21 protein-coding genes, 1 pseudogene and 1 riboswitch are annotated in these 23,466 nt (G+C 63.9%); of the genes and pseudogenes, 10 read left to right on the top strand and 12 right to left on the bottom strand.

All coding sequences use genetic code 11. From position 1 onward, the window contains the following. Window positions 1-266: 266 nt before the first annotated feature. Window positions 267-2,267, top strand: coding sequence for a U32 family peptidase (locus ACI2KG_RS14950; protein ID WP_404662439.1), 2,001 nt, complete (start codon window positions 267-269; stop codon window positions 2,265-2,267). Window positions 2,268-2,447: 180 nt separating this feature from the next. Here ACI2KG_RS14950 and ACI2KG_RS14945 read toward each other — a convergent pair whose 3' ends face one another. After that, a complete protein-coding gene (locus ACI2KG_RS14945) occupies window positions 2,448-3,773 on the bottom strand; it encodes a sigma 54-interacting transcriptional regulator (RefSeq protein ID WP_404662438.1) in 1,326 nt (441 codons plus the stop codon). A gap of 342 nt (window positions 3,774-4,115) precedes the next feature. Between ACI2KG_RS14945 and ACI2KG_RS14940 the strand changes: the two genes are divergently transcribed. Beyond that, window positions 4,116-4,382, top strand: a complete 267-nt coding sequence (locus ACI2KG_RS14940) for a hypothetical protein (protein WP_003247923.1) — start codon at window positions 4,116-4,118, stop codon at window positions 4,380-4,382. Window positions 4,383-4,488: 106 nt separating this feature from the next. On the opposite strand, the gene ACI2KG_RS14935 is transcribed toward ACI2KG_RS14940, so the two are convergent. The 4 genes from ACI2KG_RS14935 to cobW all read right to left on the bottom strand — a co-directional run bounded on the left by ACI2KG_RS14935 (window position 4,489) and on the right by cobW (window position 11,004). Continuing rightward, window positions 4,489-5,079, bottom strand: a complete 591-nt coding sequence (locus tag ACI2KG_RS14935; RefSeq protein WP_404662437.1) for a VWA domain-containing protein — start codon at window positions 5,077-5,079, stop codon at window positions 4,489-4,491. A 77-nt stretch (window positions 5,080-5,156) separates the two neighbouring features. Then, the gene (locus tag ACI2KG_RS14930) at window positions 5,157-6,170 is read right to left on the bottom strand and encodes an ATP-binding protein (RefSeq protein WP_404662436.1); all 1,014 of its coding nucleotides are present in this window, start codon (window positions 6,168-6,170) and stop codon (window positions 5,157-5,159) included. Between the two features lies 1 nt (window position 6,171). After that, window positions 6,172-9,933 carry a cobaltochelatase subunit CobN gene (cobN, locus tag ACI2KG_RS14925; protein WP_404662435.1) on the bottom strand — a complete coding sequence of 1,254 codons (3,762 nt, stop codon included), beginning with the start codon at window positions 9,931-9,933 and terminating at the stop codon, window positions 6,172-6,174. Between the two features lie 3 nt (window positions 9,934-9,936). Then, a complete protein-coding gene (cobW, locus tag ACI2KG_RS14920; protein WP_404662434.1) occupies window positions 9,937-11,004 on the bottom strand; it encodes a cobalamin biosynthesis protein CobW in 1,068 nt (355 codons plus the stop codon). Window positions 11,005-11,103: 99 nt separating this feature from the next. After that, a riboswitch (cobalamin riboswitch) is annotated at window positions 11,104-11,321 on the bottom strand. 101 nt (window positions 11,322-11,422) lie between these two features. Between cobW and ACI2KG_RS14915 the strand changes: the two are divergent. The 3 genes and pseudogenes from ACI2KG_RS14915 to ACI2KG_RS14905 form a co-directional block, all read left to right on the top strand. After that, a pseudogene (locus tag ACI2KG_RS14915) lies at window positions 11,423-11,515 on the top strand (glyoxalase superfamily protein); the annotation flags it as partial. 8 nt (window positions 11,516-11,523) lie between these two features. Then, entirely contained in the window at window positions 11,524-11,883 is a 360-nt protein-coding gene (locus ACI2KG_RS14910; protein WP_404662433.1) for a hypothetical protein, read from the top strand. Window positions 11,884-12,366: 483 nt separating this feature from the next. Continuing rightward, window positions 12,367-13,386 carry a branched-chain amino acid aminotransferase gene (locus ACI2KG_RS14905; RefSeq protein WP_404662432.1) on the top strand — a complete coding sequence of 340 codons (1,020 nt, stop codon included), beginning with the start codon at window positions 12,367-12,369 and terminating at the stop codon, window positions 13,384-13,386. A gap of 222 nt (window positions 13,387-13,608) precedes the next feature. On the opposite strand, the gene ACI2KG_RS14900 is transcribed toward ACI2KG_RS14905, so the two are convergent. After that, the gene (locus ACI2KG_RS14900) at window positions 13,609-14,037 is read right to left on the bottom strand and encodes a multidrug/biocide efflux PACE transporter (protein WP_404662431.1); all 429 of its coding nucleotides are present in this window, start codon (window positions 14,035-14,037) and stop codon (window positions 13,609-13,611) included. 92 nt (window positions 14,038-14,129) lie between these two features. On the opposite strand from ACI2KG_RS14900, the gene ACI2KG_RS14895 reads away from it, so the two are divergent. Beyond that, window positions 14,130-14,984 carry a LysR family transcriptional regulator gene (locus ACI2KG_RS14895; protein WP_404662430.1) on the top strand — a complete coding sequence of 285 codons (855 nt, stop codon included), beginning with the start codon at window positions 14,130-14,132 and terminating at the stop codon, window positions 14,982-14,984. Window positions 14,985-15,296: 312 nt separating this feature from the next. On the opposite strand, the gene ACI2KG_RS14890 is transcribed toward ACI2KG_RS14895, so the two are convergent. Together ACI2KG_RS14890 and ACI2KG_RS14885 are read right to left on the bottom strand one after the other, a co-directional pair. Then, window positions 15,297-16,196 (bottom strand): DUF2950 domain-containing protein, encoded by a 900-nt coding sequence (locus ACI2KG_RS14890; protein WP_404662429.1) that lies wholly within the window; start codon window positions 16,194-16,196, stop codon window positions 15,297-15,299. Further along, window positions 16,193-17,659 (bottom strand): DUF3300 domain-containing protein, encoded by a 1,467-nt coding sequence (locus tag ACI2KG_RS14885; RefSeq protein WP_404662428.1) that lies wholly within the window; start codon window positions 17,657-17,659, stop codon window positions 16,193-16,195. Before ACI2KG_RS14885 ends, ACI2KG_RS14890 begins: the two co-directional genes overlap by 4 nt. Window positions 17,660-17,883: 224 nt before the next feature. Between ACI2KG_RS14885 and ACI2KG_RS14880 the strand changes: the two genes are divergently transcribed. Further along, window positions 17,884-18,135 carry a hypothetical protein gene (locus tag ACI2KG_RS14880; RefSeq protein WP_404662427.1) on the top strand — a complete coding sequence of 84 codons (252 nt, stop codon included), beginning with the start codon at window positions 17,884-17,886 and terminating at the stop codon, window positions 18,133-18,135. A gap of 81 nt (window positions 18,136-18,216) precedes the next feature. Continuing rightward, the gene (locus ACI2KG_RS14875) at window positions 18,217-18,936 is read left to right on the top strand and encodes a TorF family putative porin (protein WP_404662426.1); all 720 of its coding nucleotides are present in this window, start codon (window positions 18,217-18,219) and stop codon (window positions 18,934-18,936) included. Between the two features lie 72 nt (window positions 18,937-19,008). Here ACI2KG_RS14875 and ACI2KG_RS14870 read toward each other — a convergent pair whose 3' ends face one another. After that, window positions 19,009-19,422 (bottom strand): RidA family protein, encoded by a 414-nt coding sequence (locus ACI2KG_RS14870; protein ID WP_404662425.1) that lies wholly within the window; start codon window positions 19,420-19,422, stop codon window positions 19,009-19,011. A gap of 188 nt (window positions 19,423-19,610) precedes the next feature. On the opposite strand from ACI2KG_RS14870, the gene ACI2KG_RS14865 reads away from it, so the two are divergent. Continuing rightward, window positions 19,611-19,937 (top strand): hypothetical protein, encoded by a 327-nt coding sequence (locus tag ACI2KG_RS14865; protein ID WP_404662424.1) that lies wholly within the window; start codon window positions 19,611-19,613, stop codon window positions 19,935-19,937. A 44-nt stretch (window positions 19,938-19,981) separates the two neighbouring features. Here the strand turns inward: ACI2KG_RS14865 and ACI2KG_RS14860 are convergent, their stop codons facing one another. Further along, a complete protein-coding gene (locus ACI2KG_RS14860; RefSeq protein WP_400617836.1) occupies window positions 19,982-20,194 on the bottom strand; it encodes a PLDc N-terminal domain-containing protein in 213 nt (70 codons plus the stop codon). 183 nt (window positions 20,195-20,377) lie between these two features. Here ACI2KG_RS14860 and ACI2KG_RS14855 point away from each other — a divergent pair, with 183 nt between their 5' ends. After that, window positions 20,378-21,385: a GlxA family transcriptional regulator gene (locus ACI2KG_RS14855; RefSeq protein ID WP_404662495.1), complete on the top strand. Its 1,008-nt coding sequence runs from the start codon at window positions 20,378-20,380 to the stop codon at window positions 21,383-21,385. A gap of 370 nt (window positions 21,386-21,755) precedes the next feature. On the opposite strand, the gene ACI2KG_RS14850 is transcribed toward ACI2KG_RS14855, so the two are convergent. Continuing rightward, entirely contained in the window at window positions 21,756-22,427 is a 672-nt protein-coding gene (locus ACI2KG_RS14850) for a TetR/AcrR family transcriptional regulator (protein ID WP_404662423.1), read from the bottom strand. A gap of 100 nt (window positions 22,428-22,527) precedes the next feature. Next, window positions 22,528-23,409, bottom strand: a complete 882-nt coding sequence (locus tag ACI2KG_RS14845) for a hypothetical protein (protein WP_404662422.1) — start codon at window positions 23,407-23,409, stop codon at window positions 22,528-22,530. Window positions 23,410-23,466: the final 57 nt, after the last annotated feature.

The raw sequence follows: 23,466 nt of genomic DNA, 5'->3' as shown, positions 1-23,466 counted from the left end.
GCCGGCAAGCCAGCTCCCACAGGGTACAGCGTAGCTTTCAAGCAAGTCGCTGTGTCTGTGGGAGCTGATTTACCTGCCAGGGCCCTATCGCCGGCAAGCCAGCTCCCACAGGTACTGCGCAGCTTTCAAGGCAGGTGCGGTACCTGTGGGAGCTGGCTTGCCGGCGATAGGGCCAGTACAAGCGATACACCTCTCTGATGATGCCCCCGGCCCGTTTCACCGCTACAATGCCCGCCTAAACCGTGACAGCCCGAAAATATAACGACATGTCCCTTCCAAAGAATCACCTGGAACTGCTCAGCCCTGCCCGTGACGTGGCCATCGCCCGTGAGGCGATCCTGCACGGCGCTGATGCCATCTATATCGGCGGCCCAAGCTTCGGCGCGCGCCACAACGCCTGCAACGAAGTTGGCGATATCGCCGAACTGGTCGAGTTCGCCCGTCGCTACCACGCGCGCGTGTTCACCACCATCAACACCATCCTCCACGACAACGAGCTGGAGCCGGCACGCAAGCTGATCCACCAGCTGTACGACGCTGGCGTCGATGCGCTGATCGTGCAGGACCTGGGGGTGATGGAGCTGGACATCCCGCCGATCGAGCTGCACGCCAGCACCCAGACCGATATCCGCACCCTGGAGCGGGCCAAGTTCCTCGACCAGGCCGGGTTCTCGCAGCTGGTTCTGGCGCGCGAGCTGAACCTGCAGCAAATCCGCACCATCGCCGCCGCAACCGATGCCGCCATCGAGTTCTTCATCCACGGTGCGCTGTGCGTGGCCTTCTCTGGCCAATGCAACATCTCCCACGCGCAGACTGGCCGCAGTGCCAACCGTGGCGACTGCTCGCAAGCCTGCCGCCTGCCCTACACCCTGAAGGATGACCAGGGCCGCGTGGTAGCGTTTGAAAAGCACCTGCTGTCGATGAAGGACAACAACCAGACCGCCAACCTGGCCGACCTGGTCGATGCCGGCGTGCGCTCGTTCAAGATCGAGGGCCGCTACAAGGACATGGGCTATGTGAAGAACATCACCGCCCACTACCGCAAAGAGCTCGACGCCATCCTCGAAGGCCGCCCGGCGTATGCCCGTGCGTCCAGTGGCCGTACCGAGCACTTCTTCCTGCCCGACCCGGACAAGACCTTCCACCGCGGCAGCACCGACTACTTCGTTACCGACCGTAAGGTCGATATCGGCGCCTTCGACTCGCCAACCTTCACCGGCCTGCCAGTGGGCGTGGTGGAAAAGGTCGGCAAACGCGACATGCAAGTAGTCACTGACGTGCCACTGACCAACGGTGACGGCCTGAATGTGCTGGTAAAGCGCGAAGTGGTGGGTTTCCGCGCCAACATCGCTGAACCGCGTGGCGAGTTCGAGGAAGACGGCAACAAGCGCTACCGCTACCGCGTCGAGCCCAACGAAATGCCCGAGGGCCTGTACAAACTGCGGCCCAACCACCCGCTGTCACGCAACCTCGACCACAACTGGCAGCAGGCCCTGCAACGGACCTCGTCCGAGCGCCGGGTTGCCGTTGAATGGCACGCGTTACTGCGTGAGCAACGCCTGATGCTGACCCTCAGCAGCGAAGAAGGCGTCAGCGTGCAGGTAGCCCTGGAAGGCCCGTTCGGCGCAGCCAACAAGCCGCAGCAGGCACTGGAGCAATTGCACGACCTGCTCGGCCAACTGGGCACCACGATGTACCACGCCGACAGCATCGAGCTGGACGCCCCGCAGGCGTACTTCATCCCCAACTCGCTGCTCAAGGCCCTGCGCCGCGAAGCCATCGAGGCGCTGACTGCCGCACGTGTGCAGGCGCACCCGCGTGGCGGGCGCAAGGCCGAAACCACGCCGCCGCCGGTGTACCCAGAGTCGCACCTGTCGTTCCTGGCCAACGTGTACAACCAGAAGGCCCGCGACTTCTACCACCGCCACGGCGTGCAGCTGATCGACGCGGCCTACGAGGCCCATGAAGAACACGGCGAAGTGCCGGTGATGATCACCAAGCACTGCCTGCGCTTCTCCTTCAACCTGTGCCCCAAGCAGGCCAAGGGCGTGACCGGCGTGCGCACCAAGGTGGCACCGATGCAGCTGATTCAGGGGGACGAAGTGCTGACCCTGAAGTTCGACTGCAAGCCGTGCGAGATGCATGTAATCGGCAAGATGAAAAACCACATCATCGACCTGCCGACCCCGGGCAGTGCGGTGGCACAGGTGGTTGGGCATATCAGCCCGGAAGACCTGCTGAAGACGATTCCGCGTGGGGCGCATTGATCTTTTTAGCCTGTAAGGGCCCTTTCGCGGCTAAAGCCGCTCCTACAATTGTCCGCGTATTGACCGCGCGGCCCTCACGGCCGACGCGGTCGTTGTAGGAGCGGCTTTAGCCGCGAAGCGCCGCGCGGGCGGCGCTCGATCTCACAAACGCCAAAAATGCCATGGCGTACCCCGCAAAGCTCAACGTATCTGGTGCTTATGCAACAACCGGTAAAACGTCGGCCGCGAAATACCCAGCACCTTGGCCGCGACACTCAGGTTGTCACTGTGCCGGTTGAGCACATCGCACAGCGCCTGTCGCTCGGCGCGGTGTTTGTACTCTTCCAGCGTGCCCAGTGGTTGTTGCTCCTGGTCGAGCAACTGCAAACCCAGGTCCTGTGCCTCGATCTGCCGCCCTTCGGCCAGCACCAGCCCACGCCGTACGCGGTTGGCCAGTTCGCGGACATTGCCGGGCCAGTCATGCCGGCCCATCGCCGCCAAGGCGTGGTCGCTGAATGAACGTGGCCGGCGGCCGGTTTCCAGGCTGTAGAAATGGGCAAAGTGGCTGGCCAGCATCGACAAGTCGCCATGCCGGTCGCGCAGCGGTGCAGTGACCACCTGCAACACGTTCAGGCGGTAATACAGGTCTTCACGAAAACGCCCTTGCTCGATGGCCCGTTCCAGGTCCACGTGGGTTGCCGCCAACACCCGTACATCCACCGGAATCGGCTGGCTGCCGCCCACCCGCTCGATATGCTTTTCCTGCAGGAAGCGCAGCAAGTTGGCCTGCAACTCCAGCGGCAGGTCGCCAATTTCATCAAGGAACAACGTGCCGCCATGCGCCGCTTCAATCCGCCCGGCCTTGCGTTGATGCGCCCCGGTAAAGGCGCCCTTCTCATGGCCAAACAGTTCGGACTGAATCAAATGTTCGGGGATTGCCCCACAGTTGATGGCGATGAACGGCTGCTCGCTGCGCTGCGACTGGCGGTGCAGGGTACGCGCCACCAGCTCCTTGCCGGTACCGCTTTCACCGCGGATCAGTACCGGTGACTCAGTCGGCGCCAGTTTGCCCAGCAACTTGCGCAACTCGCGGATCGGCCGGCTTTCGCCCAGCAACTCGTGGGTGGCCTCATCGACCTTGACCGCCCCTTTGCCGCGCAACCGCGCCATGCCGAACGCCCGGCCCAGCGTGACCTGCACCCGGGATACATCGAACGGCAAGGTGTGGAAGTCGAAAAACCATTCACAGACAAAATCGCCGAAAGCCGGCATGCGCAGCTGCTCGGCGCTGAGCACCGCGATCCATTCGGTGTTGCTGCGCTTGATCATGTCCTTGACCGCGTCCGGGTGGCGCAGGTGCGACGCCTGCAAGCGCAACAGGCCTACATCGCAAGGGTGATCCAGGGCGGAGCCGAGCATACAGCTGTCCACATCCCAGCCCGCGTTGTGCAGGCCAGGCAATAGACGATGGCAGTCGTCGCAGGGGTCGACGATAAGCAAACGACGTTGGGCGGCAGGCTGTTGCATGACCGATCCTTGGCGCCAGTTTTTGGTTTTTTGAAGTAAAACAGCAAGTTGTGGCGCCCGATTAACAGTAGCAATGAAGTTGACGGTTCCCAGTACCGTCTGTCTGCCGACGCATTTTTTTACAATCCTCCACGGGAATTTTCGCATTTTATCGACATCACATGGCGGCGCAGGGAACAACGGATTTGCCCCTGACAAAAAAATTTACACCCCCTGTGTGACTTACCCCCGGACAACGAGCATCAGTACACATAACCCCGCGCTGCACTTCGCGATGATTGAGGCGACTTTGAAGCAACGCGGACTTAACTTCGCTGTTTGGGACCATAGAGAGACCGAACCATGAATGCCCCGCTCCGTGTCAACGAAGCACTGCTGATTGCCGACCACGCCTTCGAACCTTTCCAGTGCGTAGCCTGGGATGCACCCAACGGTACTGGTGAACTAAGCCTGGCAGTGATCGACCGGACCAGCACCCGCATCGGCGCCAAGCAAGTGTCTTCGCGTATCTATTCCGACCCGGCCCAGTGGGCCAGCCTGATCGAAGAAGTGCGCGCCGAACTGTGCGAAAAAGGTTACGACCTGCAACCCTGGTCGATGCCAAAATAATTGCGACCGGCAAAACAAGTGCGTGCAGCGCCACGCACTTGTGCAACTTCCTTGGCGCAGCGTTGGCAACTTTTGTTATTGCGACATAATGCCGCGCAGGCTCTGTTCATTCCACGACCTTGAACTGCTGCACATGCTGGTAATCCGCCCGCAATTGTTCAGCCAGTCGCTGTGCACGCCCCAGGCGCACCGGCGCCAGTTCCATATCCACCAATAACGTGGCACAGGGCATCGGCTGCACCGTGTCCCCGTTTTGCAGGCGACCGTCGGTAAATACGAGGCAGCGCACGGCTTCTTGCGGATGCGCCTGTTGCCGCGCCAGTAGCCACTGCCGGGCCTGCTCCAAGGCCGCGATCAATGGCGTCCCACCTCCAGCCCCCAAAGCCTGTAACCAGGGCTGCAACGCGGCCGAAGCCTTCAAGCCGTGGCGCTGCCATTGCGGCGTGCGCCCACTGGCGGTCAGCAAGGCCAGCCGGGCACGCTGGCGATAGGCTTGGTCGAACAGTGCCGCCAGCAACCCTTTGGTTTGAGACAGGGCCTGATGCCGACGCGTCGAGGCCGACGCATCGACAATCACCAGCCACAACTCTGCGGGTTTGCCTTGGCGCTGTTGCCAACACAAGTCCTGCCGCTGGCGTGGTCGCCCCTTCAGCAAGGTCGGCAGCCAGGCTACCCGGCCGACCGCCGCATTACGCACGCGGCCACGGCTGACACCGTACTGCTTGCCTGCACCCGCTTTGGCATCCGCCCCTGTGGCAGGTGGCTGGGGGATGCTCAGGGCTTTTTTGCCCAGTTCGGCACCTCACGGCGGGCGCCGCTGACCACCGGCTGTGCCGGCAATGCCCCCCAGTCGCCCTGCCCGCCCTGTCCGCCAGCGTTTGCGCCCCCCTGCTGACCGGCCTGCTGTTCCGGCGGCGACGGCGGGTTGGCCTGGGGCCTGACATGGCGGCGATGGCGCAAGGCGAACTCGGCCACGGCCTCGACATCCGCTTCAGTGATGGCGGCAGCACCGCGCCAGGCGCAGTGGGCACGCGCTGCACGCAGCCACACCAGGTCGGCTCGCAGGCCATCGACGCCAGCGGCGTAGCAGCGCTCGGTAATCCAGGCCAGCGCCTGGTCGTCCAGGGCAATACCGGCCAGCGCGTGACGTGCCGTTTGGCAACGCTCGCGCAATTGCGCCTGGGCCGTAGCCCATTGCGCGCAGAACGCTTGCGGGTCGCTGTCAAACGCCAGGCGCCGGCGAATGATCTGCTGCCGTGCCTCGGGCTCGGGCAACCCCTCCAGCACCACGTTCAGGCCGAAACGGTCGAGCAGTTGCGGGCGCAGCTCGCCTTCTTCCGGGTTCATGGTGCCGATCAGCACGAAACGGGCACTGTGCCGGTGCGAAATACCGTCGCGCTCGACGCGGTTGGTGCCACTGGCCGCCACATCAAGTAGCAGGTCGACCAGGGTATCGGGTAACAGGTTGACCTCATCGACATACAGCACGCCACCGTCGGCCTGGGCCAGCACGCCCGGCGAGAACTGCGCCTTGCCCTGCCCCAGCGCGGCATCCAGGTCGAGGGTGCCGACCAGCCGCTCTTCACTGGCGCCCAGCGGCAAGGTAACGAATGGGCCTTCGCCAAGCAGGTCGGCCAGGCCACGGGCCAGGGTGCTCTTGGCCATGCCGCGCGGCCCTTCAATCAGCACGCCGCCGATTTTCGGGTCGATGGCGGTCAGGCACAGCGCCAGCTTCAGGTCGTCGGCACCGACCACGGCGGCCAGTGGAAATTGCACGGGTTCACTCATTTCAAGCCTGTTCCTCGCCGTCGAGCAGTTGTTCCTCAAGGGCTTCGCGGTAGTCGCCCGGCGCCTGCCACAGGCCCCGCTGCTGGGCCTCCAGCAAGCGCTCGGTGAGGTCGCGCAGGGCCTCGGGGTTGTGCTCGCGCATGAAATCGCGGGTTACCGGGTCGAGCACATAGGCATCGGCCAGCCCCTGGTAATGATGGTCGTCGATCAGGTGGGTGGTGGCGTCGAAGGCAAACAGGTTGTCGACCGTCGCCGCCATCTCGAAGGCGCCCTTGTAGCCGTGGCGCTTGACCCCGTCGATCCACTTGGGGTTGAGCGCACGGGCGCGGATCACCCGGTTCAGTTCTTCCTTCAGGGTGCGGATGCGCGGCCGGTCGGCCTGGCTGTGGTCACCGTGATAGCTGGCCACGCCAGCGCCGCTCAGGGTTTCCGACGCGGCGAGCATACCGCCCTGGAATTGGTAGTAGTCGTTGGAATCGAGCAGGTCGTGCTCGTGGTTGTCCTGGTTCTGCAGCACCGCCTGCACCTTGGCCAGGCGCTGGGCGAACTGGGCGCGGGCCGGGGTGCCGTCGTCGCTGGCGCCGTAGGCGTAGCCGCCGTGGTTAAGGTAGACCTCGGCCAGGTCGTCGCGGCTGTGCCACAGCCGCCCGTCAATGGCGTTCTGCACCCCGGCACCGTAGGCACCGGGTTTGGCACCGAACACCCGCCAGCCGGCCTGGCGCGCGGCTTGCTCGGCGTCCACGCCTTGTGCCTGCAACACGGCGCGCTCGCTGCGCACGCGGGCCGCCAGCGGGTTGAGGTCGTCGGGCTCATCCAGCGCGGCCACCGCCTGCACCGCCGCATCGAACAGGCGGATCAGGTTGCCGAAGGCATCGCGGAAGAACCCGGAAACACGCAGGGTCACGTCCACCCGCGGGCGGTCAAGCAGGCTCAGCGGCAGGATTTCAAAGTCGTCAACGCGCTGGCTGCCCGTGGCCCATACCGGCCGCACGCCCATCAGCGCCATCGCCTGGGCGATATCGTCGCCACCGGTGCGCATGGTCGCCGTGCCCCACACCGACAAGCCCAGCTGACGCAGGTGATCACCGTGGTCCTGCAGGTGGCGCTCAAGAATCAGGTTGGCCGAGGCAAAGCCCAGGCGCCAGGCCGTGGTGGTGGGCAGGTTGCGCACGTCCACGGTATAGAAGTTGCGGCCAGTGGGCAGCACGTCGAGGCGGCCACGGCTGGGCGCCCCACTGGGGCCAGCGGGCACGAAGCGCCCGGCCAGCGCCGCCAGCAGGCCATTCATTTCGGCAGCGCCGCAGGCATCCAGGCCGGGTGCCACCGCTTCGCGCAGGGCCTGCACCACATCCTGTACCGGCTGCCATGGGGCAAGGCCCGGCAATACTGCCGTGCCGCCCAATGCCTGCTCGATCACCTGCAGCGCCAACAGTTCGAGGCGCTCGCGGGTATCGCCACAGGTTCGCCATGGCTCGCTGCTCACCGCCTGCAACTGCTCGGGATGGGCGCCCTGCCACGGCTGGCCGAGTTCGCAATCGAGCGGGTCGAAGCCCGGTACCAACGCCTTGGCCAAGGCCCGCAGCAGGCTGGCATTGCCACCGCGACCGTCGCCACGCTCGACCCTGAGCAACGCCAACAGGGTATCCAGGCGCAGCCGGCCCGTGGGCGACTCGCCGAACACATGCAGGCCATCGCGAATCTGCGACTCCTTGAGGTCGCACAGGTAGGTGTCCAGCCGTGGCAGCCACACGGCGGCATCGTCCAGCTGGCCTTCCAGTTGCAGCTCACGGTCGATGTGGTTGGCCTTGACCAGCTCGAGGATGTCGCGTTGCAACTCGCGGGCACGCCGCGGGTCAAGCAGTTGCGCTTCGTAGAACTCGTCGGCCAGTTGCTCCAGGTGGCGCAACGGGCCGTAGGTTTCGGCGCGGGTCAGCGGCGGCATCAGGTGGTCGATGATCACTGCCTGGGTGCGGCGCTTGGCCTGGGCACCCTCGCCCGGGTCGTTGACGATGAACGGGTAGATGTTCGGCAGCGGGCCGAGCAAGGCGTCCGGCCAGCACTGCGCCGACAGCCCGACGCCCTTGCCGGGCAGCCATTCGAGGTTGCCGTGTTTGCCAACGTGAATCACCGCGTCGGCGGCAAAGGCATGGCGCAGCCAGAAATGGAACGCCAGGTAACCATGCGGCGGCACCAGGTCGGGGTCGTGGTACACCGCGCTGGGGTCCACCTGGTAGCCGCGTGCCGGCTGGATACCGACGAAAGTCAGGCCAAAGCGCAGGCCGGCAACCATCAGCCGGCCACTGCGGTACATCGGGTCCTGTTCGGGCGCCCCCCAGCGTTCCAGTACTGCCTGGCGGTTGGCCTCGGGCAAGCGCTCGAACGCGGCATGGTAGTCGGCCAGGCTCAGGCTCTGGGCACAGGGGCGCTGGTCGAGGTGGTCGAGGTCGTTGGTCACGCCGCCCAGCAACTGATGAATCAGTTGTGTGCCGCTGCCCGGCAACTCGGCCAGCGGATAGCCTGCGGCCTTCAACGCCTTGAGGATGTTCAGCGCGGCTGCCGGTGTGTCCAGGCCCACGCCATTGCCAATGCGGCCATCGCGGGTCGGGTAGTTGGCCAGCACCAGGGCCACGCGCTTCTGTGCATTGGGCAGGCGCGCCAATTCGACCCAGCGCCGCGCCAGTTCGGCAACGAAGTCCATGCGCTCGGGGTGGGCGCGGTAGCACACCACGTCGGACTGGCTGCGCTCGCTGCGCCAGGCCATGTCCTTGAAACTGACCGGGCGGGTGATGATGCGCCCGTCCAGCTCTGGCAAGGCAATGTGCATGGCCAGGTCACGCGCGCCCAGGCCCTGCTCGCTGGCTTCCCAGCCGGGCTGGTTGTCCTGCGCGCAAATGGCCTGCAACACCGGGATATCGCGGCGGAACGGGCGCAAGTTGGGGCGTTCGGGGCTGGACAGGGCAAAACCGGTGGTATTGACCAGCACCTCGGCGCCGACCTCGTCCAGCCAGGCTTCGACCTGCTCCAGGCAGGCGCTTTCCTTGAGGCTGGCCACAGCGATCGGCAGCGGATTCAACCCGGCCGCCTGCAGGCGCTGGCAGAACACGTCGATGAACGCGGTGTTGGCAGCTTGTAGGTGCGAACGGTAGAACAGCAGCGGCGCCACCGGCTGTTCGGGGTGCCACTGGGGGTACCAGTCCTCCAGCGCCGCGCTGCCCTTCTGCGGGTGGTACACCGCCGTGCGCGGCAACGGCTGGGGCTCGTCCCAGGCATAGTCGCGGCCTAGCCACTGGCTGGCCAGGCAGTTGAACAGGTTGATGGCGTTGGCCTTGCCGCCCTGACGCAGGTAGTGCCAGAGGCGTTCGGCCTGCGCGCCGGTGACGCTGCCCAGGCGGGTAAGCTCCGGGTCCGGGCGGTCGTCGCCCGGCACCAGGATCAGCTGCACGCCACGGGCAGCCAGTTCGACCAGTTGCTCGACGCCATAGCGCCAGTAGCCGACGCCACCGTGCAGCGACACCAGGATGACCTTGGCATGGCGCAGCACCTCGTCGACATACAAGTCCACCGAGGCATGGTTCTGCACCTGCATCGGGTTGGCCAGGCGCAGGCTGGGGAAGTCTTCGGGCAATTGCTCGGCGGTGTCGGCGAGCAATGCCAGGTGTGAATCGCCGCTGCAGAGAATCACCAGTTCGGCGGGTGTCTGACCGAGGTCGGCAATACTGTCATCCGGCACGAAGCCGCCGGGCTGGGTCCGCAGCAGGTGCACGGGTCAGGCGCCCAGGGCCTGGCGCAGGCGCGCTTCAAGCTGGGCTGCATCAAGGTCCTGGCCGATCAGCACCAGGCGGGTGATGCGCGGCTCGTCGGCGCGCCAGGCACGGTCGAAGTGCTTGTCGAAACGGGTGCCCACGCCTTGCACCAGCAGGCGCATGGGCTTGCCCGGGATGGCAGCGAAGCCTTTGGCACGCAAGATGCCGAACTCCACCACCAGTTGGGTCAGGGCGTCGAGCAGCAGGCTTTCGTCGGCTTCCGGCAGGTCGATGGAGATGGAATCAAAGGCGTCGTGGTCATGATCGTCATGGTCGTCGCCGTCGTGGTGCGAGTCGTGGTGGGTACGGCGGCCATCGATGTGCGCCTCGGATTCGGCGCCCATGCCCAGCAGCACTTCCAGTGGCAGCTTGCCGCTGCTGGCCTCGACCACCTTCACCGCTGGCGGCAGTTCTTCGGCGACTTCGGCGCGGACCTTGGCCAGGCCTTCGGCGTCGATCAGGTCGGCCTTGTTCAATACCACCAGGTCGGCACTGGCCAGTTGGTCGGCGAACAGCTCGTGCAGTGGCGATTCGTGGTCCAGGTTCGGGTCGAGCTTGCGCTGCGCATCAACCTGGTCCGGATAGGCGGCAAAGGTGCCGGCGGCCACGGCCGGGCTGTCGACGACGGTAATGACCGCGTCGACGGTGCAGGCGTTACGGATTTCCGGCCACTGGAACGCTTGCACCAATGGCTTGGGCAGGGCCAGGCCGCTGGTTTCGATCAGGATGTGGTCGAGGTCGCCACGGCGTGCCACCAGTTCGCGCATCACCGGGAAGAATTCTTCCTGCACGGTGCAGCACAGGCAGCCGTTGGCCAGTTCGTAGACGCGGCCAGTGGCCTCTTCTTCCGTGCAACCGATGCTGCATTGCTTGAGGATTTCGCCGTCGATACCCAGTTCGCCGAACTCGTTGACAATGACCGCAATGCGGCGGCCCTGGGCGTTGTCGAGCATGTGGCGCAGCAAGGTGGTCTTGCCCGAGCCGAGGAAGCCGGTAACGATGGTGACGGGGAGCTTGGCCAGTGTTTTCATGTCGCATTGCCCTTGGCAGTATGGCGCGGGCATGCAGGACGACAGCCACGGGCCAGGCCGGCCGGGCTTGTTCGCCACCGGATCACCCCGCCCGGTTGAAAGTCGAAAACGTCGCGAGGCAGGTCTCCTGGCTCGCACCGTTCCAGTTGCCCATGCTGTTAAACAGCGGGCTGGCGGGATGACGCCTTCCCGCGCGCTGGCGCAGTGGCTGTGTCGATCCGTTGTCGGTGCTTACAGTTGCGGGGGCAGCCGCGGCTTGTACCGCGTTCCCGTCTTAGCTTCGGCCTGGCCGAAGAACCTCGAAGTGGCAAGGCTACGCAGTGGTTGGCGGGTGGTCAACCATTGCTGCCGGGCTGAGCGCCCCTGATAGGGCAACTGGGTTACAGTGGCGCCTTTCCCCACGGTCAAGGACGCCCTCATGCACCTCGCCCCCGCCATACCGGTACTGCGCATTTTCTCGGTCGCCAAGGCCCGCGAGTTCTACCTCGACTTCCTGGGCTTCAGCGTCGAGGCCAACCCGTGAAGGCGATGGGGAAACGCGAAATGGCACGGCTGGAGCGGGAGCTGGTGGCCTGCCTGACCGACGCCTGCGAAACCGCCAAGGCCGAGATTGTGGGTTTCAGCTGGCTCACCCATCGCCTTGATCCCGACCATTTTCCGGCCAGCCTGCTTATTACCTGGGTGTTCGAGCAAGAGGCCGACAAGGCCGCTGCCATGGCGGGTGACGCCAAGGCGCGCATGCTGGCGCTGACCGGCCTGGCGTTGGAGCAGGCCCGCATTGCGCTGGACCATCCGGCCTGGCATGTAAGGTTTGACAGTGAAGAAGCCTGCAAGCAGAGCCACGGCGGCGATTGGGCCACGCGCTTGATGGGGCGCTGAGCCCGGGGGCTTGGCGGAAGATTTGCAGCGCCTGTGAGATAGAGCGCCGCCCGCGCGGCGCTTCGCGGCACAAGGCCGCTCCCACATCTGTTTCGGGCCAATCACTTCTGTGAGGCCTACTCTGCCCGCCTTGTTCGTCCCATTCGATATTGAAGGTGTCGCCTCTGCTTTTCATCGATATCCAGCCATGCACCAAGGGGGGCGCGCCTATGACCCAGGAGTAACTGGCCCGAAACTGATGTGGGAGCGGCCTTGTGCCGCGAAGCGCCGCGCGGGCGGCGCTCGATCTTGCAGGCGATGTAAATGGTGTGCCGAGCACCCCGTAGCCCCACCGCAAAACCCACGCCGGGCCGCAATAAATGCATCGCAGGCTATCAATTCGTGACTGGCCGTTCCCGATCCGCCAAGGATGTATTAAGGTGGCATGGTGCGCATATAACAGCAGCCCGAGCGATCGGGCACTTGCAAGACAATGAGGGTGTCATGAGCAACGAAAGCATTAACTGGGACAAGCTGGGTTTCGACTACATCAAGACCGACAAACGCTACCTGTCCGTATGGCGCAATGGCGAGTGGGACAAGGGCACCCTGACCGAAGACAACGTGCTGCACATCAGTGAAGGCTCCACGGCCCTGCACTACGGCCAGCAGTGCTTCGAAGGCCTGAAGGCCTACCGTTGCAAGGACGGCTCGATCAACCTGTTCCGCCCAGACCAGAACGCCGCCCGCATGCAGCGCAGCTGCGCCCGCCTGCTGATGCCGCACGTGCCGACCGATGTGTTCATCGAGGCGTGCAAGCAAGTGGTCAAGGCCAACGAAAAGTTCGTGCCACCGCACGGTAAAGGCGCCCTGTACCTGCGCCCGTTCGTGATCGGCACCGGTGACAACATTGGCGTGCGCACCGCCCCCGAGTTTATCTTCTCGGTATTCGCCATCCCGGTTGGCTCGTACTTCAAGGGCGGCATGAAGCCGCACAACTTCCAGATTTCCAGCTTCGACCGTGCTGCCCCGCAAGGCACCGGCGCGGCCAAGGTCGGTGGCAACTACGCCGCCAGCCTGCAGCCGGGCGCTGAAGCGAAGAAAGCCAACTTCGCTGACGCCATCTACCTCGACCCGCTGACCCACACAAAGATCGAAGAAGTCGGTTCGGCCAACTTCTTCGGCATCACCGCCAACCATGAATTCGTCACCCCGAAATCGGCGTCGGTGCTGCCAGGCATCACCCGCCTGTCGCTGATGGAACTGGCACAATCGCGCCTGGGCCTGACCGTGATCGAAGGCGACGTGGAAATCAGCAAGCTGGACCGCTTCATCGAAGCCGGCGCTTGCGGTACCGCTGCGGTGATCACCCCGATCGGCGGCATCGAGCACAACGGCAAGCTGCACGTGTTCCACGACCTGGAAAAAGTCGGCCCGGTTACCCAGAAGCTCTACAACGAGCTGACCGGCATCCAGAGCGGTGATGTCGAAGCACCGGCAGGCTGGATCGTCAAAGTCGCCTGAGGCGCTTTGGCGGTATGAAGACGGGGCATGCCAGCGATGGCATGCCCCGTTTTTTTTGCACTCGTGAAAGCTGGCGCGATCTCTTGTAGGAGCGGCCTTGTGTCGCGATGGGCCGCGCAGCGGCCCCGGCAATCTACGCGGCGACACTGAAAACCTGGGGCCGCTGCGCGCCCCATCGCGACACAAGGCCGCTCCTACAGGGGACCGCGTCGGACGGGAGGGTTAGGCCATGCGGCGCTGCATCAGCAGGTGCCGGGCTTTGTCGAACGCCCAGTTGTACAACACGGTGTAGGGTAGAATGATCACAAAGAAGCCCAGCTCCACCATAAACGCCTGCAGCAGCGAGATATCCAACATCCACGCCGCCACCGGCAAGCACCACACCACCAGCCCTGCCTCAAAGCCCAGACCGTGCACGAAACGCGCGCGGGCCTTCCAGTGGATACGCTCAGAGTGCACATACCGATCGACCAGCGCGTTGTAGACCATGTTCCACAGCATGGCGATTACCGACAGGGTCACCGCCAGCGCCCCTGCCGTCGCCAGCGACTTGCCCATGATCCAGGACAACAGCGGCGCACACAGCAGCACGGCGAACACCTCGTAACCAACGGCGTGTACCAGGCGTTCGGTGAAAGACACGTTTTTCATAGCATATTCCATCCATTGCGTGAGTCGTGCTTCCTATTGTCTTTGACAGAACTGATACTCGCGACATAGCCACCATCGGTTTTATCAATACCATGCGCTACTCCCCCGAAGCTCTGGTTGCCTTTGTCGAAGCCGCGTCGCTGGGTTCGTTCTCTGCCGCGGCGCGCAAACTTCGCAAAAGCCAATCCACCATCAGCATCGCGATCGCCAATTTCGAAGCCGATATCGGCTGCCCGCTGTTCGACCGTGGTGGCCGCCACCCCACGCTGAATGAAGCGGGCCGGCAGGTGCTGAGCCATGTCGAGGCGATTCTGGATGCCAGTGCCCAGCTCGATGCGCTGGCGGTGCGGCTGGCAGAAAATGTCGAGGCGCTGGTGTCGGTAGTGATGTCAGACAGCTACAGCGTCACCTTTCAGGGCGCGGTCATGGCCCGCTTTGCCGAGCATTACCCGCATACCGAGCTGCGCTGCGGCCCGTCGGAAGATGCCGATGTGATCGAGCTGATCCAGCAGGGTCTGGCGCATATCGGCATTCTGGCCACTCAGCCCAGCTACCCCGCCGATGTGGCCGTGGCGCGCCTGCCCGAGCAGGCGGAGTTTGCTGTGTACGTGGCCCGCGGGCATCCGTTGGCGGGCCTTGAACACGTGCAGGCGCAGCATCTGGAAAGCACCCGGCAGCTGTATATCAAGACCTACGCCCCCAGCCTGCACCACGGCCGCGGCCAAGCCTGGTCAGCACCGGATTACCTCACCCTGCTGGAGTTTGCCGTGCGCGGATTTGGCTGGGCCGAACTGCCCAGGGCGCTGGTGGCGCGGTTTGGCGGTGGGTTGGTTGAGCTGCGGGTGGCGGGTTATCCGCGCCGGGTGGATATGGATGTGGTCTGGTCCAGCCGGCGCGCGCTGGGGCCGGCGGGGCAGTGGTTGGTGCGGCAGATGTTGGGGGAGTAGGGCAATCTCAGCTACCAGATCCGGGGGCTGCTTTGCAGCCAATCCGACCGGTCCGGCGCACCGGCAAGGCCGCTCCTAGAGAAGAGCGCGATCCCCTGTGGAAGCGGGCAGGCCTGCAAACACCGGCGTAGCCGGTGCCAGATACCGCGTCGCCTGCTTCGCGGGCATGCCACACAGAAACATGCACAGCCAATGTAGGAGCGGGTTTACCCGCGAAGCAGGCGACGCGTTGGATGGCACGGGCGTCGCCCGTGTTCGCGGGTGAACCCGCTCCCACAAGGACCGCGGGAGTCTTTCACAGGTGATTGCAATTCAATCTCCCGCAGCCACGTCTACCACCTTCCAACTGTCATCCGGGTCGAAGCGTTTCATTTCCTTAGCCAGCCTGTCGCCGCGCGGGCCGAGGTCTTTCTCGAATATCTGGCCGTCATGGCTGATCATGAAGCTCATCACCCCGGTGTCATCGTACCTGGCCGGCCAGGCGACCATGGCGAAGCCGCGGCTCATCTGGTCGCCGATCAGGTAGCTGTAGGCACCGCCAGGGGCGGAGGGGCCTTGGGCGTCGAGGATGCGGAAGTGGTAGCCGTACCAGGCATCGCCGAGCTGTTCCTGGCCGAACAGCGGGCCGAGTGGGCTGATCGCTTTGTCGCCGTCGCCGTCATCTTCCCAGTACAACCCGTCATGCTTGCCGGGTTCGCTGAAGATTTTCTGTGCATATTCCAGCGCGCCATTGCCGTTGTGGTCCTGGGTGGCGTAGTCCATTTGCGCGTCGTGATAGGCCAACAACGACTGCAGCACGCCCAGCTCGTTGCGGCCGATGCGCCTGGCACGGATCTCGGCACTGCCGGCCTTGAGGTCGAAGCGCCAGCCCTGGCTGCTTTTGGTCAGCGGTATGGGCAACGTCCAGTGATCACTGCCGACCGCCAGAATGGCCTTGCCCTCGCTTGCCATGTCGATGCTGTGCTGCGCAGCATAGGCCTGCAGGAAAGCGTCCACATCGCTGCGTTGCATACCACCGCGCGGTATGTAGGTACGCCAGTCATCGCCCAGCAACTGTGCCAGGCGGGCTTCGTCTGGTTTGTCCTGGCCCAGTGCCGCTACCAATGCTTCCACTGCCTTGTCCGGCGCCGGGAAGGCTTCCTGCGCAGCGGCCAGGGAGGACCAGGCCAGGCCAGCAGCCAGCAGCAATGCCGCTATTGTTGAACGGTTCATCGACGGCCACCTCCACCGCGACGTGCCGGTGCACTGGGCCGGGAAATCTGGTGACCGGTGGCACGTGATGCATTGGGCCGCTGGGCAAACGACTGGCTGGTGCGGCCGCGGGTGGCCTGGGCACTGGTGCGCGACGGCGAGCGCACGCCATCGAACGCATTATTGCGAGCCCGGCCTGCGGTATTCGCCGGGCGGTTCTGCGCCACCTGGCGCGCCTGGCCTTCACCTTGCCGACGTTGGTTCAACTGGCTGTTCTGCTGCCGCTCCTGGCCGTGGCGTGCTGGCTGTTGGCGGTCGGCAACCCTTGGGTTGTCGCCACGGGGCTGCGTGCGGTTGCCCACCGTGTTGTCTGCCCTCGCTTCGCGCATTTGCTGGCGTGCCTGGTTGTTGCTGGTCGCCGGCCGCTCGATACCGGCGCGGTCCATCGAAGCACGCGCCTTGTCCCGCGCCTGGGCACGTCGAGCGTCATCGCCACGGAACGCGGTGCGCTGCGAGGCACCGTCCAGCTGGCGGCCATATTGCTGGCGGCTGCGGGCATCACGATAAGGCACGCCGTCGCGGTTTGCGGCGTTGTGCTGCCATTTGTTGTTGGTGATACGGTTGTTACCGTTGATGTTGTTGTAGCGGTTGACGTCGATGTCGATGTCATTGTTGCCCCAGTCACAGTCCCCCCATAGCGAGGCGACGATTGCCACACCGGTGCCAAAGGCCAAGCCGGCTACCAGCGCGGAACCGGGGTAATACATCGGCGGTGGCGGGTAATACGCCGGCGGCGAGGCCGGGTAAGCCCAGGTGCCATAAGTGGTGGCCGGATTGTAGGTGGGCACGTACACCACTTGCGGGTCGGCCGGTTCGATGACAATGGTGGTGGGTGGCGCGCTGGCGGTGATCACCTGAGTGCTACCGCCGCTGGAAGCAGGTGCAGGTGCAGGTGCCGCGGCAGGTGCGATGGAGTTCTGCACGGTCACGTTCTGGTACGGGTTGCTTTGCAGGTTTCCGGCGGCCTGGGCCTGGTGGCGCAAGCGCTGCACGCTGCCCATGACATCGTCGGGCTGGGCGAGGAAGGCATCACCCAGGCGCTGTACCCAGACCGGGTCCTGGCCAAGGGTTGCCAGCACCTGCGGAAAGGCCACCAGTGCCTGCACACTTGGGTCCCAAGGCTGCTTGGCCACCTGCTTGACCGCGTCGTCACCGGCGGCCTTAGGGTTGGCCTTGGACCAGGTCACGGCTTCGCTCACCTGCCCCGGATAGGTCGATGCCATCAACACCTGGGCCAGCAACGGGTCTGGATACAGGGCGATGGGCGCAGTCATCTGGTCCAGTTGTTCCTGGTTGAAGACCGGGTCCTTGCTGGCGGCCGGTGGCGCCGGGTCTGGCGCGGGTACGTCTTCGGCCAGCGCCAGGCCAGGCGCAGCGCTCAGGCACAGGACTGCTGACAGGACAGCAAACAATGGCATGCGCATCGCTTATCCCCATGAGGTCAGACGGCGTGGAATAAGGGTAGCAACGGCCGTGGGTTTGGCCACATGCGGGGGGGCGTAAACTTTTCGTTGTGATCCGCCTGGCTGCACTGACCAGCATCCATCGATAGTCACTATCGAGAATGGCAATTTTTACCAAATGACGCAGCCTAATAACCTAGCTCCATCGACTCGCCGCCCACGACCCCGGCCCCTGGAGCTCCCTGATGAATACCCTGGCCCGCTTGCTGTCCGCCACCCTCGCCGTACTTGCCATCGCCATCAGCAGCGGCTGTGCCAGCCACCCTGAGCTGCGCCCGTACAGCGCCCAGGAAACCCGCCAACTGCAGCTGGAAGCCTTGCAGCGGCGTGGCCTGTCGCTGGACGACTACGAACTGCAACGGCGGGTGATCCAGCGTGCCGGCAACCTGCCGGTGGTAACCGAAGCCGCTGACACCGACCGTTCGACCAAAGGCTGAACGGGCTGATCCAAGGTTCCCTCGCGCCACCTGCACAGGTATCCTTTAGCGCTCTACCGCAAGCCTTCCAGGACGGAGACCATGATCAGGCCCCTTCTGTTGCTGAGTGCTGCCCTGCTGTTCAGCCCCCTGTTGCTGGCCCAGCAAATGAAACGCCAACTGGGCGATTTCGACTTCACACTTGGCACCACACCCTCGCGCAGCATGGCCCAAGGGCTGATATCACCCACTGCAGTGGGTGCGTTCCATGGTGGACTGGACCTTAGTCACTCCAGCGGCTGGTACCTCGGCCAGTACGCCCCGAGCATGGGCGTGACCCACAATTCGACCCTGCGCCTGGACAGCTACCTGGGTTACAAGCAGCATTTCGACAGCAGCTTGGGCTATGAGGTGGGGTTGATCCACTATAGCCAGCCCAACATCGCAGGCCCCGACAGTTTTGCCCTGTACGGTGGTATCTCTGTGCTCGGCAGCCGCTTCGGCGGGGCACTGCGTGACAACCCCGACAACCGCACCGGTACGCTGTTCGCCGACTTCGGCCAACTGCCGCTGTTCGACGTCGACTTCACCGTCAAGCTCGCCCACCACCGCCTGGGCACGCCGTTCACCATTGGCGATGGCAGCCAGGTCAGCGGCTTTTCCGATTGGTCGCTGGAACTGTCGCGGCCTTGGCTGGGCATCGACCTTAATCTGATCTATAGCAACTCCAGCCTCAGTGGCGGTGGCTGCGATGCGTACTCGGGCATCAACACCTATTGCGACAGCGTCGTCACGCTCAAGGCGCAGCGCAGTTTCTTTTAACGACGCGGTAGCAGCGCCAGGGCGATACCGCGATGTTCGCGGCTAAAACCGCACACACCGTCTGCGAGCGGGTTATTGCACGGCGGCCATGGCGTCAATTTCTACCAGCATTCCGTCCAGCGCCAACCGTGGAACCGGAATCAGCGTGCAGGTCGGTTTCATGTGTGGGCCCCAGGCCCTGTCGGCTTCCGCTACCCACTGCCGTAGGCGCATTTCGCTGTGGTCGACAATCAGCAGGGTCAGCTTGAACACCTGGGCCAGACTGGCGCCTTTCGATGCCAGTGCCAGCTCAAGGTTGGCCAGCGCCTGGCGGGCCTGTTCGGCGAACAACGGCGACAACGCTCCGTCGCTGTCCTCGCCGCCTTGGCCGGCAACGCACAGCAGGCGGCTGCCGGCGCGTACCTCGGCGACATGGGAATAAGCGTTGCCACTGGGGTCGTACAGGCTTTCGGGGTTGCTTAGCTGAAATGCGCTTGGTTGGGTCACGACAAGCCCTCGTTCTGATGGAAGAGCGGCGCAGTATCGGACCTGAAGTTAACTCGAGGTCAAGCACAATGTAGGACACTTCCCACAAGACCCCGTCATGCTTGAACCAAGCGTCTGTTTGCGCGGCCGCCGTGAACCAGTAGATTGCAAGGCCCGGCATGGAGGCCTGTTCGCAACAAGGAAAACCAATGAGTAAATTTGATTTTCAGCTGGCCTATACCATCAAGCCCTGCAACCCTGAACGCGATGAAACTGATGCAGCAAAGGCCCGCCTGCACCTGCGCGAAGATCTGCGCCTGGACACCGTCGAGCACATTGAAACCACCCTGCTCGGCAACGTCACGCTCCAAAGCAGTACGCTCGCAGACCGCAAGCGGGAGGCTGAAAAGCTGGTTCACGATTACATCCACAAAGCGCTCAAGAAACTGGACGTGCTGTCTACCGTAAAGTTCTATGGCTGCCTGATGGTGGATGGCCTGGGCCCGGCTATCCGCTTCAACATCCTGCCCAAATGAACCTCCACAGCCTCAGGCGCCCCCGCGCCTGAGGCAGTGTGCTGTTATTTTTCCTGCAGTACCGCCCTGCCCTTCACCGCCCGCGGCCCGCGCCAGGCCCAGAACAGCAAGCCGGGAATTGGCGCGTAGACCACAAAGACGATCCACAGCATCTTGCGCTCAGCGCGCCGCTCGCTGCCGATGATGTGCCAGATGGCCCAGATTTCCATGAGGATGACCAAGGCCGCGATGATGATCCAGATCGTACCGATTTCCATGAACGCTCTCCCATTGGCATGTAATGGCTTGGGTTGCAGCGGGCGCTGAGGGTTCAGATTGATTTGGCAAGCAGCACCCGGTTGCCTGAACACGACCTGCAATACGACACGGCCACCCGGGAGATTGTCTTTCCCACTGCCACCGGCCACACTCTCCAGGCCAGCCAGGAAGCGGAGTCCAGAGTGCCCACGCCACGCCAGTTCAGCAAGAAGACTAGCACCAGCAACATGCTGCGGCTCAAAACCAGCAGCGCCACTGCCCAGGCCCCCTACCGGGTCGATTTCGTTTTGCTGGAACATTTCTCGATGGCCAGTTTCACCGTGGCCATGGACGTGCTGGTCACGGCCAACCTGCTGCGTGCCGACAGTTTCCAGTTCACCCCGTTGTCGCTGGATGGCGATCGGGTGCTCAGTGACCTGGGGCTGGAGCTGGTGGCCACCGAGCTGTCGGCCGAAGCCTTGAAGGAACTGGACTTGCTGGTGATCTGCGGTGGTTTGCGTACCCCCCTGAAGTACCCGGAACTCGACCGCCTGCTGGGCGACTGCAACGCCCACGGCATGGCCTTGGGTGGCCTGTGGAACGGTGCCTGGTTCCTGGGCCGCGCCGGGGTGCTGGACGACTACGGCTGCAGCATCCACCCCGAGCAACGCGCCAGCTTGTCAGAGCGCAGCCCGCAAACCCGCATTACCCCGGCCAGTTTCACCTTCGACCGCGACCGGCTCAGCGCGGCCAGCCCCAACGGCGCGATGGAGCTGATGCTGGGCCTGGTGCGCCGGCTGTATGGCGATGGCCTGGCCGAGGGCGTGGAAGAAATCCTGTCGTTCTCCGGCGCGCGCTATCGCCAGGTAGGCCCCGGGGCGAAGAAGTCCATGAGCCTGCACCTGCGCACCATTGTCGAGCTGATGGAGAACAACCTTGAGGAAACCCTTAGCCTCGACCAGCTGGCAGCCTACAGCGGGCGCTCGCGACGGCAGATAGACCGGTTGTTCCAGGCCCAGCTGGGTACTTCGCCACGGCGTTACTACATGGAACTGCGCATCACCAAAAGCCGCAGGCTGCTGCAGTATTCCGACCTGTCAGTGATGGAAGTGGCGGTGGCCTGCGGATTTGTTTCGGTGTCGCACTTCAGCAAGTGCTATGCAGCGTATTTTGGTTACCCGCCGTCGCGAGAGCAGCGGTTGGGGGAGTGAGCGGGCCTGAGTGATGTGTTGTCTGGGGATTGAATAAGGTTGCATGAAGGCCGCAAGGTGTTCGACACAACAGTTTCAGCGCCTATGAGACCGAGCGCCGCCCGCGCGGCGCTTCGCGGCGCAAGGCCGCTCCCACATCTGTTTCGGGCCAATTACTCCTGTGACAGAGGCGCGCGCACCCTTGGTGTATGACTTGAAATTTGCAGAAGAGCGGGTGTGCTACCTTCGATGTCTAATGGAACAAACAAGGCGGGCAGAGATGGCCGCACAGGAGTGACTGGCCCGAAACAGATGTGGGAGCGGCCTTGCGCCGCGAAGCGCCGCGCGGGCGGCGCTCGGTCTGATAGGCGCTGAATCTCTATCGCCGTACTTACGCGCGGATATACCGCAGGACCGCATCACAGATCATCGCCTTGTGCCGCAGCTTGACCTCGTCATCAGACAGGTCGATCTGGAAAATTTCACCGAAGGTATGCCGGTTGGATACCCGATAGAAGCAGAACGCACTCATCAGCATGTGCAGGTCGATAACCTCGATGCCGGCTCGGAACACCCCTTCCTCGACACCGCGGCGCAGGGTGTTGCCCAAGGCCTCGAGCACCAGGCTGCTCATTTCACGAATGGCCGGCGACTGCTTGACGTACTCGCCATAGTGGATGTTCTCAGTGCAGATGATCCGTACAAAATCGACGTTGCGGTCGTGGTGGTCGAAGGTGAACTCCACCAGCCGGCGAATCGCCTGCTCGGCCGGCAGCGACTCCAAATCCAGGCTCTGCTCGGTCTTGCGGATGTCGCCGTACAGCTTGATCAGGCACTCGCAGTAGAGCTGCTCCTTGCTGCCGAAGTAATAGTAGATCATGCGCTTGGAGGTGGCGGTACGTTCGGCAATGGCGTCGACGCGGGCGCCGGCCAGCCCTTGCTGGACGAACTCGTTGATGGCGGCCTGGAGGATGTCCTCGCGGGTTTTCTCGGGGTTGTTCTTGCGCGTTCTGCGCACCCCGTCGGTTTCAGGCTGGCCAAGGCCGACTACGGAATCACTCATACCCACTCACAGGCTGTTTATTGGAATGCGGGGATTATCCGTTAGCACGGCTGTGCAGGGAAGCACGCTGTTGGTCGGGTGGCCATGTTGCCGTGCGGCCTCAGTCACGCTGGGCGGAAACCGGCTCCGGCGGTGGCGTCAGGTGCAGTACACGGTTGCGCCCGCCTTCGGCCAGCAGGTAGCCGCCTTTGCCATCGGCGATGATCGACTGGGGCGCCTTGAGGAAGGTCAGCACGGTGTGCTGGCTGCCATCGGCAGCGATGCGTAGCAGGCGCGCGCGGTGTGTGTTGTCCTCGCTGATCCACAGGCCGCGCTGGTCGCAGTACAGGAAAGTCGGGTTGCGCAGGCCTTCGACGACCACCGGATCGCTGCCATCGTCAGCCAGGGCGCGGACCTTGCCGTTGGCCTTTTCGGTGTACAGCAAACGGCCTTCGCAACGGGTGAGGCCTTCGGTTTCGGTCAGGCCGGAACGCAGCACCTCGAGCTGACCGCTGTTCCAGTCATAGCGCATCAGGCGGCCATTGCCCTTGCGGTCTTCGATGGCATACAGGTGGTCGCCCTCGTTCCACAGGCCTTGCACGCTTTCACCGTCGAACAGCCGGGTCACGTGGCCATCGCGGGACAGGCTGACCGGGGCCGAACCGCCTTCCTGGCTGTATACCCAGCCACCTTGCGCCGCGACCATGCCGTCGGGCTTGGACAGGTTGTCGATGACCACCACGCGGTCGCCGCTGGCAGTGATCCTGAGGATGCTGCCTCGGCCATCGTCCAGCTCGCGGCTGACCAGCAGGCTGCCATCGGCTTGGGGCAACAGCGAAGCGGCCTTGGCCACGTCGCGGTGCAGCACCTCAACGTCCCAACCGGAGGCTGCCTGGACCGGGTAGAAACTTTGCCAGGCAAAGAAGCCCAAGGCAGCTGCAAGCAGGCCGGTGGTGGCAGTCAACGCGAGGCGGGTGCGGCGCTGGCGCAGGATGTGCGGCATGTAGGGGCTCCTGAGGAATGCCGGGGATCCTAGCAAGCGAATGTGAAAAAAATGTCG

The organism is Pseudomonas sp. NPDC089407 (genome assembly GCF_044900445.1).
In the GTDB taxonomy this organism is placed as follows: Bacteria; Pseudomonadota; Gammaproteobacteria; order Pseudomonadales; family Pseudomonadaceae; genus Aquipseudomonas.
This window is presented reverse-complemented; position numbering and strand designations above follow the sequence as displayed.